The 11,327-nt window shown below is 34.0% G+C and carries 10 protein-coding genes; 4 read left to right on the forward strand and 6 right to left on the reverse strand.

What is annotated here, in order from left to right:
• Positions 1 to 16 precede the first annotated feature (16 nt).
• Positions 17 to 721, forward strand: a complete 705-nt coding sequence (gene lipB / locus P8625_RS12920; RefSeq protein ID WP_279650861.1) for a lipoyl(octanoyl) transferase LipB — start codon at positions 17 to 19, stop codon at positions 719 to 721.
• 53 nt (positions 722 to 774) lie between these two features.
• Here lipB and P8625_RS12925 read toward each other — a convergent pair whose 3' ends face one another.
• The 6 genes from P8625_RS12925 to P8625_RS12945 all read right to left on the reverse strand — a co-directional run bounded on the left by P8625_RS12925 (position 775) and on the right by P8625_RS12945 (position 6,891).
• Positions 775 to 1,419 (reverse strand): YceI family protein, encoded by a 645-nt coding sequence (locus tag P8625_RS12925; RefSeq protein ID WP_279650862.1) that lies wholly within the window; start codon positions 1,417 to 1,419, stop codon positions 775 to 777.
• Between the two features lie 242 nt (positions 1,420 to 1,661).
• A complete protein-coding gene (locus P8625_RS12930) occupies positions 1,662 to 2,723 on the reverse strand; it encodes a formylglycine-generating enzyme family protein (protein ID WP_279650863.1) in 1,062 nt (353 codons plus the stop codon).
• Positions 2,724 to 2,806: 83 nt separating this feature from the next.
• A complete protein-coding gene (locus P8625_RS16420; protein WP_407704745.1) occupies positions 2,807 to 3,139 on the reverse strand; it encodes a hypothetical protein in 333 nt (110 codons plus the stop codon).
• An 82-nt stretch (positions 3,140 to 3,221) separates the two neighbouring features.
• Positions 3,222 to 3,779: a type I phosphomannose isomerase catalytic subunit gene (locus P8625_RS16270; RefSeq protein WP_322790486.1), complete on the reverse strand. Its 558-nt coding sequence runs from the start codon at positions 3,777 to 3,779 to the stop codon at positions 3,222 to 3,224.
• Positions 3,776 to 5,302, reverse strand: coding sequence for a sulfatase family protein (locus tag P8625_RS12940; protein WP_279650864.1), 1,527 nt, complete (start codon positions 5,300 to 5,302; stop codon positions 3,776 to 3,778). The genes P8625_RS16270 and P8625_RS12940 overlap by 4 nt, the downstream gene beginning before the upstream one ends.
• 11 nt (positions 5,303 to 5,313) lie before the next feature.
• Positions 5,314 to 6,891: a sulfatase family protein gene (locus P8625_RS12945; RefSeq protein ID WP_279650865.1), complete on the reverse strand. Its 1,578-nt coding sequence runs from the start codon at positions 6,889 to 6,891 to the stop codon at positions 5,314 to 5,316.
• Between the two features lie 239 nt (positions 6,892 to 7,130).
• Between P8625_RS12945 and P8625_RS12950 the strand changes: the two genes are divergently transcribed.
• Genes P8625_RS12950 through P8625_RS12960 form a run of 3 tightly spaced genes read left to right on the forward strand, consistent with a single transcriptional unit; the run spans position 7,131 to position 11,302 of the window.
• The gene (locus P8625_RS12950) at positions 7,131 to 8,156 is read left to right on the forward strand and encodes a glycoside hydrolase family 130 protein (RefSeq protein ID WP_279650866.1); all 1,026 of its coding nucleotides are present in this window, start codon (positions 7,131 to 7,133) and stop codon (positions 8,154 to 8,156) included.
• 3 nt (positions 8,157 to 8,159) lie between these two features.
• Complete coding sequence (locus P8625_RS12955; protein WP_279650867.1) at positions 8,160 to 9,788, forward strand: sodium:solute symporter; 1,629 nt, start codon at positions 8,160 to 8,162, stop codon at positions 9,786 to 9,788.
• Positions 9,789 to 9,805: 17 nt separating this feature from the next.
• Positions 9,806 to 11,302, forward strand: coding sequence for a sulfatase family protein (locus P8625_RS12960; RefSeq protein WP_279650868.1), 1,497 nt, complete (start codon positions 9,806 to 9,808; stop codon positions 11,300 to 11,302).
• The last annotated feature ends 25 nt before the right edge of the window (positions 11,303 to 11,327 follow it).

Here is an 11,327-nt window from a genome sequence, read left to right on the forward strand (position 1 = left end):
TTTAGCGGTACAATTTATGAATAAAAAAATAAGAATTAGTGATCTAGGAAGAAAAGATTACAAAGAAACATGGGATTATCAAACAACTCTTTTAAATGAAATAATAGCATTGAAAAAAGAAAAAAGGAATGGAAAGAGCGGTATTGAAACACCAAATTACTTTTTGTTTGTAGAGCATCCTCATGTGTACACACTAGGAAAATCAGGAGATATCAACAACCTTTTGTTGAATGAAGAGAAGCTAAAAGAGAAAGAGGCAACTTTTTATAAGATAAATAGAGGAGGAGATATTACCTACCATGGACCAGGACAAATTGTAGGATATCCAATTTTAGATTTAGAAAATTTTTTTACTGATATTCATAAGTATTTACGTTTGTTAGAAGAATCAATTATTTTAACAATTAGTGAGTATGGGCTAAAAGGCGAAAGAAGTGAAGGAGAAACAGGAGTTTGGTTAGATGTAGGTACTCCATTTGCTAGAAAAATATGCGCTATGGGTATTCGAGCAAGCAGGTGGGTAACCATGCATGGATTTGCGTTGAATGTAAATGTAAATTTAGGATATTTTGATAATATAATTCCCTGTGGAATTAGAGGGAAGGCAGTAACATCGATGGAAGCTGAATTAGGAAGAAAAGTACCAGAAGAAGAAGTGAAAGAAAAAATTATAAAACATTTTAAAAAACTATTTGAAGTAGAAAAAATGATAACAGCATAAAAAAAGGGATGACTACAATCATCCCTTTTATATTTTAATCTTAAAAACTAAAATTATTTTTTAGCTTTGATATCAAATGAAATGTCCATTAAATCATTGATAAACTTGTCTTTTAAAGCAGCGTCAATTTTTTTAGACTTATAAGTAACACCAAAGTCTGTTCTATCAATACTAAAAACATCACTTTTAAAAGTAGCCATACCATCAGCTTCTGTAACAGTAGCAGGAATAGTTATACTTTTAGTCACGTCTCTAAGAGTTAAGTTACCAGTAACGTGTACTTTACCATCTTTTACTTCAGAGCTTGTTACTTCGAATTTAGCTCTTGGAAATTTTTCAATATCAAAGAAATCACCTGATTTTAAGTGATTCTCCAAATCTTCTTTACCATCTCCTGCTTCTAAATCTTTGCAAGTAATACTAGTCATATCAATAATAAACTCTCCAGATTTTACGTTTCCGTCTTCAATATCTAAAGTTCCTTTTTCTAAACTTACTACTCCGTTATGAGAACCTGTAGGCTTGCTTCCTGTCCATGTAACAACTGACTCAGCAACATTTGCTTTGTATGAATTGATGATATTCTCTGCTTTTGCAACTTCTTTAATTTCGTCGCTAACAGCTGCTTTATTTTTTTCAGTTTTACAAGAAACTGCTCCGATTGCCATAAAAGCAATAGCTAAAATTGTTTTTTTCATTTTTTTTTGTTTTTAATAATGATTGTTGGTCAAGCGCAAATATAGTAAAAAATAATTTCCATGGAAATTATTTTTTATCTTCAGAATCACGAACAATGAAAGGTTTGTCATTCAGGAAGTATATATGCTATTTATACAAAGAAAAGAAAAATACCGTTTGTAATTTCAAACAGCAACTGTTATAAAAGTTACACTTCTTAATTGTAACTAACAATAACAATTAAAGTTTATTAGAGAAAAAATTATTTTGAAGATAACATTTCTACTGTGGCAACTGTTCTAAACCCCATATGATCGGAACTCGAATCTTTCGTAACCCCCATTTTTGCAGAAATTCTAAAACTTGCACAATAAGAAGCATGACATAGAAAAGAACCTCCTTTTATCACATATTCTGTTTGATACGGATTGCTAAGGCTATACGATTTAGCGGCTCCTTTTGGATTTACTATAGTTTTGGAAATATCTAGCTGTTTGTAATAATGTTCATGAAATAAATCGCTGGTCATTTCCCAAACATTTCCAGTAATGTCGTACAAACCAATGCTATTAGGTTCGTAAGATTTTACAGGAGATATAAATTCAAATCCATCCTTAGATTCATTTGTAACAGGAAAAATTCCTTGCCAAGTATTCGCTTTTGAGTTTAAAACTTCTGCATTATTTCCCCATGTAAAAATAGCATCGTAATTTGTGCCTTGAGCGGCAGATTCCCATTCGGCTTCTGTAGGTAAACGTCTATTTGCCCACTTGCAATATGCTAAAGCGTCTTCTAAGGCTACATGAACAACAGGGTAATTCTCTTTTCCATTGATAGTAGAATTGGGGCCTTCTGGGTGTTTCCAATTTGCGCCAACTTTCCAGGTCCACCATTGCGTATAATTGTGCATGTTAGCAACGGCATTTACGTTTTTATTAAATAGTAAACTTCCGGGTTGTAAGATAGAATCGTGAGGTTTCGGGGTACCTGCAGGAACTTGTTTTTTTAACTCTTCCCAATCCGTTTTTCTCTCAGCAACGGTAATATAATTGGTCGCATTCACAAACTCTTTAAACTGCTTATTCGTTACTTCTGTGATATCTATAAAAAAACCATCTACAGCAACTTTATGCGCCGGTTTCTCTCTCGGCATTGCATAAGTATCTGCTTCTTTTGCTCCTTGTAAAAAAACTTTTCCTTCCACCCAAACCATTCCTTTTGGAGTTTTGCTTTTGGTAACTTTTGTGGGTTTGTTTTTACAATTAGTAAAATATATTGAAACACTGAAAATTATAATAATTAAGAAAATTGATTTTTTCACCATGGTTGTACAATTATAGGAGCTTTAATTCATGAGAAATTATGAAATAGTCTCTTGCTGTGTCAACTAATTTAAAACAATAACTTTTAATAGTATACCTCTAACAATTCAGATTTTTCATTGGGAGTTAAGATAACTTCATGGATGCAGTTGGGAATTAAAATAGTTTCTCCTTTTACTAAAGAATAATTCGATTCTTTTGATGTTATTTCCAAGCTCCCTTCAGTACATATATATATTATAAAGGAATCTATCGCGCTATAATCTTTGTGAATTTTCGAAGTAAGAGGGATAAAATTTGTTGTAAAATATGGGGTGTGTATTAATTTGTTAGAAATATTCTCTTTTGTTTCGTAGGAAGTTTTGTATTGGTTATGTAAGGTAAAATCAAGTGATTTTTTTGCCAAATCATTGTGCAACTCTCTTTTTTTCCAGTAGTTGCATCTACTCGGTCAAAATCGTAAATGCGATAAGTGATGTCTGAAGTTTGTTGAATTTCGGCTAATAAAACTCCCCCCCGATAGCATGAACTCTTCCGGTAGGAATATGAAAAGCATCTCCCGATTTCGATTTTACGGTATTTAACACGTCCATAATGCTACCGCCGTCTAAAGCTTCTATATACGTTTCTTGAGTTAATTGCTTGTTGAATCCTACAATGATTTCTGCATCTTCATCGGCATCCATAATATACCACATTTCATTTTTTCCGAAAGAATCGTGTAATTCTCTCGCAATTTCATCATGAGGATGTACCTGAATAGATAGTGGTGTTTTTGCATCAATAAATTTGATTAAAAGCGGAAACGTAGTGCCAAATTCTTCATATACGCGATTTCCAACAAACTCATCCTTAAATTCTACTATCAGTTCTCTAAGAGTTTTTCCTGCCATGGCACCTTCAGCAACGGTAGTTTCATCACCTTTTACGTCTGAAATTTCCCAAGACTCTCCGATATGTTCTCCTGAGAACGGTTTATTTAATACGTTTTTTAATTTGTTTCCTCCCCAAAGCTTTGTCTTTGGAATAGGATTAAATTTTAGTGGGTATAAATTCATTTTACGGAATAGAGTTTTGAGTTGTTTTTTGTAGGACCGCTATTATTTTTAAATCGTTTCCATTGAAGGGTCTTGTTTCTATGATTAGCTTCCTTAATTTGACATTCCATCCAAGTATTTAAAAATGGTATGTTGTCTTTTTGTTTGAAAGCTTCTAAAACATAATCATCAGTAGCTTTCATTTGGTTTTCTAAAGTTTTTTTAAGATTTGCGGCAACCTCTTTATATTCGGGATTGTTAATGAGGTTGTTCAATGCGTTCGGGTCTTTCTCATAATCGTACAATTCTTCTATTTCTCTATATTTCCAATGATTAAAACGTTTTTTCACCTCAGAGTCGGTTTCAGCTAATTTTACCATTGTTTTGTAGGAAGTGTACGAATTTGAAGCAGATTTGAACGCGTATTTTCCAGTAGCCCAAGGGTTGAATATGTAACCGTATTTTTTGTTAAAAACGGTTCTTGAAGGTCTTGGAACTCCTCCTGCATTCTCATCAAACTGACCAAAAACATAATCTGGTGAGGTATTCTCTGTTGTTGGGTTAAACGAATTCCCTTCAAAATAAGATGGAATTGTTATGTTCAATATATCTAAAATGGTGGGTGCTATGTCTATCGCCGAAACTAAATTTTTTGTATTTCTGTTGCCCGGTTTAATGGTATTCGCCCATTGCATTATAAACGGAACACGTAATCCGTTTTGATAGGTTGTCGATTTGGCATAAGGCAAAGGCATTCCGTGATCTGATAAAAGTATTACGATAGTATTTTCTTTATAAATACTTTCATTTAACGTTTTTAAAACAGCTCCCACACAATCATCGCCTCTCCTTACAGAATTATAATAATTGAGTACTTCTTGTTTTATGTTTGGGTGTTTTGGCAAGAACTCAGGTATTTCCACCTCCTTTTTTGTATAGATTCTAGATGGCTTAAACACATCAAATCCTTTTTTTCTCGAAGCCTTATCATTAAAAAAAGGTTTATGTGGATCGGCAATGTTTACAACACAGTAAAATGGTTTGTTCGATTTTTTAGTAGTATCGAAAAAATCAGACATTAATTTGCTGTAGGCATTAGCAGATCTTTTTTCTGCACCTTTAAATCCTAGGGTGGTATTCCAGAAAGCATCAAAATCTGGACTTAAACTAGAGTCTGCTACTTTATTTATAACGCCAGTGTAAAATCCGTTTTTCATAAGAATTTCAGGCAGCGTTTCGTATTTTGGTTGTACATAAAAAAAACCTCGCACACCACTTTGATGAGGATACAAACCCGTTTGAATAACACTTCTTGAAGGAGAACAATTTGGTGCTTGAACATATCCGTATTCAAAAACCAATCCTGTAGCACCCAAGTTGTCAATATTAGGGGTGATTTCAGGGATTTTATTTCCGTAAATACCTGCAGAATCCCAATTCATATCATCTAAAGTAATAATAAGAATGTTAGGTGCGTTACTTTGAGAAAACACCACTTGAAAACTAAAGAGTACTATTGCGAAAAGAGATGTATATGTTTTCATGAAAAAACTTACTATTTTAGTTCTTGTTTTTTATTGCCCGATTCTAATCCGCCAAAATCAGTATCTGAAATGTTACGCAATTCGGTTAAACTAAGGTTGTTTCCATATTCCTTTTTTAGCATATGTAATTCTTCCTTAAGATTAGAAATGAGTTGTTGATATGACTCGTCTTTAATCAAATTGTTTAATTCGTTCGGATCATTTTGCAAATCATAAAATTCCCATACATCTACATCGTAATAAAAATGAATTAATTTGTATCTGTCAGTTCTTATGCCATAATGAGGTTGAACATGATGCCAAAACGGATACTCATAATAATGGTAATACATGGATTGTCTCCAATCTGTGTTATTTTCTCCTTTCAACTGCGAATAAAAACTTTTTCCTTGTATTTCTTTTGGAATTTCAACTCCTGCCATTTCTAAAATGGTTGGAGCAATATCGATATTCGCAATGACATCTTTTACGTTTGTATTTGGTTTAATTTTTTTCGGGTACCTGATAACAAATGGCATTCTCATTGATTCTTCATACATAAAACGTTTATCAAACCATCCGTGTTCACCTAAAAAGAAACCTTGATCAGATGCGTATACTATAATCGTATTTTCATCCAGTCCTTCTTCCTTTAGGTAATTAAGAACTTTTCCAATATTGTCATCTACCGATTTTATTGTTGCCAAATAGTCTTTTATATATCGTTGGTATTTCCACTCTTTCAACTTGTTTCCAGAAAGGGTGTCATGCGGAGTAACATTCTGTCCAGGTTTATTACCATAGTCTAACCACTTTTTTACTTGCTTTTTAGTAAGACTGTCTGGAGGAGTCAATTTCATATCTCTACGGTTAAAAAAGTCCATGGTCATATGTGTATCTCCAGCGGTATTTTCTCTGCCTGTGTAGTCATCATAAAAAGTTTTTGGTAGAGGAATTTCTTCATTTTCCCACAAGTCTTTGTATTGCGTGTCTGGCGACCATTCTCTGTGAGGAGCTTTGAATTGTAGCAACAAAGCAAAGGGCTTTTTTTTATCTCTTTTACTTAACCAAGACAAAGCAGATGCAGTAGTAATATTGGTGGCATAGCCTTGTTCTTTTACCTTTGTTCCATTTTCACTATAAGTCGGATTCCAGTATACTCCTTGCTCTCCGTGGTCGATATGATATTTATAATAATCAAAGCCTTGAGGTTCCGACGCTAAATGCCATTTTCCAACCAAGGCAGTTTGGTAATCAGATGCTTGAAGAGCCTTTGGATACGTCCATTGATTGCCATCAAAATAACCACCTTTGTAATTTTTATAATACTGATTAACGTGACTGTATGTTCCTGTGATGATGGATGCCCTACTTGGACCACATATTGCATTTGTACTAAATATATTAGTTAAAACAGCACCTTCATTAGCGATCTTATCAATATTTGGTGTAGGAGCAATGTCTTTAAATCTATCATTATATGCAGAAATTGCATTTGTTGCGTGATCGTCTGATAAGATGAAAATGATATTTGGTTTTGCTATATTTTTCTCTTCTGGTTTTTGACAAGACATGAAAAGAATACAGGTTATGATAAATAATTTCTCCATAAATGAACAACTAATTTGGCAGTAAAAATATAACTAAAAATATTCGCTGTGGTTTATATATTGAGCAAATAAGTTTTTTACCTGTTCATAAGTATACATCTTTACGATTTCGCAGAGAATTGCGCCAATTTTAAATAATGACCATTTATTCAATATCTATGACCTGAATCAAAACCTTTGGTCGTCTTCAGAATTTTAATATTGTGAGAGATGAATTAATTTTTACTATAATTTAAGATATGAAACTTAAAAAATTTGAAGGAAATCCAATACTAACTCCAAATCCTGAAAATTCTTGGGAGAGTCTTGTAGTATGCAATCCAGGGGTGTATTATGACAGTGATAAATTTTACATGCTTTACAGAGCGGCAGGTGACGATGAAGAGCATATCATTCGTTTCGGTCTTGCCGAAAGTAAAGATGGTTATGTTTTTGAACGCGTATCGAACAATCCAGTCTTAGGACCGAGTGCAGAAGGACCAGATATGGGATGTATAGAAGATGCACGTATTGTTAAGTTTGATGACTATTATTATGTAACGTATGCATTCAGACCTTTTCCTCCAGGTCAATATTGGAAATTTGCGCATGATGAGGTGTTAACTGAAGATCATGGAAAACACGCTCCTCATTTTATTAAACACAATATGGCAAACTCTGCCCTAGCAATGACGAAAGATTTTAAAGAGTGGATAAAACTTGGGCGTATTACAGATTCGAATTTAGATGATCGCGATGTTATCTTATTTCCAGAGAAAATTAATGGAAAGTATGCGATGTTACACAGACCGAAAGAGTGGATTGGTGAAGCATATGGGGTTACAAATCCTGCAGTATGGATTCGTTTTAGTGATGATATGCTCGTATGGAATGAACCAAGCACCATGATTATTGGTGGTATCGATGGTGGATGGGAAGAAAAAGTAGGGGGTAGTACACCTCCTCTTAAAACAGATAAAGGTTGGTTAGTGCTTTATCACGGCGTAGAGAACGGGGGGCTAGGATATTATAGAGTTGGTGCAGTGATGTTAGACTTGGATGATCCTACGAAAGTAATTGGTAGAACTAAAGATTACATTATGGAACCTGAATTTGATTATGAAATTGAAGGATATTATAAAGGTTGTGTATTTCCTACAGGAAATATGATTGTTGGAGATACATTATATGTGTATTATGGTGGTGCTGATAAGTACATTGGGTTAGCAACTTGTGATGTAAATGAGTTAATTAGCTTCACATTGAGTGAAGAACAAAATTCTTAAGATATGCTGGCAAATAGTTTTATTACCAACGGCCCTGCATGGGTAAATGGCCTTTCATGGGCAGATATTATAATCATTATACTCTATTTTCTTTTTGTCGTGTACTTGGGTATAAAGTATAGTAAAAGTAAAGATGAGAAATCTTATTTTTTAGCAGGTCGTGGTATGAGTTGGTCTGTTATTGGGTTTTCACTTTTTGCAGCAAGTATCTCTAGCTCTACATTAATAGGACAAGCAGGTGATGCCTACAGTACGGGTATAGCGGTGTTTAATTATAACCTGATTTCGGTGTTGGTTATGATATTTTTTGCGTGGTTTATTTTGCCCTTCTATATCAAATCAAAAATATTTACCATTCCTGAATTTCTTGAGAAACGATTTAATACAGCTTCTAGATACTATTTTTCAGCAATTACCATTATTGTGAATATTTTTTTAGATGCAGCAGGCTCTTTATATGCTGCTGCCATGGTTATGAAATTGGTATTCCCAGAAGCATCAATACTCACACTTTCAATCATATTTGCTATCGTAGTTGCGGTGTATACGATTCCAGGTGGGCTATCAGCAGCAATTAGAGTTGATTTAATGCAGGGGATTTTCTTGTTAATTGGTTCGGTTGTTTTAACGTTATATGCCACTTATAATGGAGGCGCAGAATATGTAAAAGAGCTACTTGCAGAAGGAGATATATTAATGAGTTTAGTGAGACCTAACGACGATTCTTCGGTACCTTGGTTAGGAATGATTGTGGGGATTCCCATTCTAGGGATGTTCTTTTGGGGTAATAACCAACAATTGGTACAGCGTGTGCTCACAGCTAAATCTGTTGATGAAGGGCGAAAAGGGGTATTATTAGTAGGTTTTTTAACCATGCTAACCTTGTTCTTAATCATTATTCCCGGAGTTATGGCTATCAAGCTATTTCCAGATTTACCAAAACCAGATATGGTATACCCTCATCTTATTATGGAGCTTTTACCAAATATTCTTATAGGGTTTATGATTGCTGCGATGGTGGCTGCACTAACTTCTTCTTTAAGTGGATTGTTAAACTCAGTTGCCACACTTTTTACAATGGATTTTTACAGTAAAATAAAACCAGAAAGTACCTCAAAACAAAAGGTAAGAGTTGGTAAAATGGCTTCTATTACAGTATTAATAATTGCTGTAATGTGGGCACCACAGATTGGAAAACAATTTGGAACGCTCTTAAAATATTATCAAGAAATGTTGTCCATCATGGCACCTCCAATTGTAGCGGCTTTTATCTTAGGTATTTTTTGGAAAAGAACCAATGCAACAGGTGCTTTTTCTGGACTGATAGCTGGAATTTTATTAGGAATCGCTAATATTATATTTACTGTAAATAATGGGCATTCAATTTTTGGAGATATTCACTTTTTACTCACAGTACCTTATTATTTCTTTTGGAGTATGTTAGTGATGGTGGTCGTTAGTTTAACAACTAAAAAACCACCACTTGAAAAAACAGAAAACTTAACATTTACATTAGACGAGTTTAGACGCGAAACTAGTAGTTTAAAGGAACAATCAATCTACAAAAGTTACAGGTTTTGGTCTTACATGCTCATCGCATTTTGTTTCATCATTTTAATTTTATTCTGGTAAAAAACAATTAACATATTATGAATTTATTTAGTACGTATAAAACTATTTTTCTGTTGCTTGTTTCAATAATAAGTTTTTCATCATGTAAACAAAAAGAAGAACAGAAAAAACCGAATTTTTTGTTTGTTTTGGTAGATGACCAACCGTTTGATGCCTTAGAGTCTAGTGGAAGGTATCCGTTTTTAAAGACGCCAAACATGCAACGATTGCAGGATGAAGGGGCAATTTTTGAAAATTTTTATGTTACCCAATCTATTTGTTCTCCCTCTAGAGCAAGTTTTTTAACAGGAACATATCCACACATACATGGAGTTAATCAAAATAACAAACACGTCGACCCAGACTGGGAAACCTACCAACCCTATAATGCACATCTGCAAAAGGCGGGTTATCAAACAGCTCATGTAGGTAAAATACACATGGCGCATTATAGAAATGAAAAACACATACGACCTGGTTTTGACTATTGGTATAGCTTTATTGGACAAGGTGATTATTTCGATCCGAAAGTAAATGATAATGGAAAAGAATATCAAGAAAAAGGATATATTACAGATATTTTAACCGACAAAGCTGTTAACTGGTTAAAAGAAAAAAGAGACGCGAACAAGCCTTTTAGTTTAAACCTATGGCATAAGGCGGTGCATGAAAATCATTCTCCTGCTCCTAGGCACAACAAAATATTTAAGGAAGATAGTCTGCCAACACCTCCGTACGATACACATTTAGAAAATTTCGCAGGAAAGCCGGAGTGGCAGCGAATTAAGGCTTGGGATTCTAAATGGAAAGAGTATGTACACTCAGATACTTTAGCGCCAAAACCTTGGCCAATTAAAGGATACAAATTTAAGAGTCTGTTAGAAACTTTGTTGGCGGTCGATGAATCTCTTGGCAAGGTACTCCAGACCCTTGAAGAAATTGGTGAATTAGAAAATACCGTAATTATTTACAGTAGCGATAATGGCTATTTTATGGGAGAACATGGGTATTGGGATAAGAGAATTGCCTATGAAAATTCCATGAAAATCCCAATGTTAATTAGATATCCTAAAAAAATTAAATCAGGTACTGTTATTAATCAATATGCCTTGAATATCGATTTGGCACCAACTATTTTAGAGTTAGCAGGAGTAGAAAAACCAAATTATATGCAAGGTGAATCAATGGTGAATATATTAGATGAAAGTAAAGAGCATGAGGACTGGCGAAAATCATTCATGTTCGAGTATTATGTAGATGATGCGTACCCTTATGCAGGACCAAATATGTTAGCGCTTAGAGCTGGTAAGTATAAATTGGTCGATGCCTTTTTAGAAAATGATATCGATGAGCTTTATGACTTAGAAAAAGATCCAGGAGAAATGCACAATTTAATTAACGATGCAAACTACGATGTAGTAGAGAAGGAATTAAGGCAAGAATTAGAAAAATTAAAATTAAAGTATAAATATAATACTGATAGAGACTGGTGGTTGCGAAGTCAAGTACCAACAAAAAAAGATAAAGAGTCTTAAAAAAAGGTATTGTTGTAATTCGTTT

The organism is Tenacibaculum tangerinum, assembly GCF_029853675.1.
Taxonomy (GTDB): domain Bacteria; phylum Bacteroidota; class Bacteroidia; order Flavobacteriales; family Flavobacteriaceae; genus Polaribacter; species Polaribacter tangerinum_A.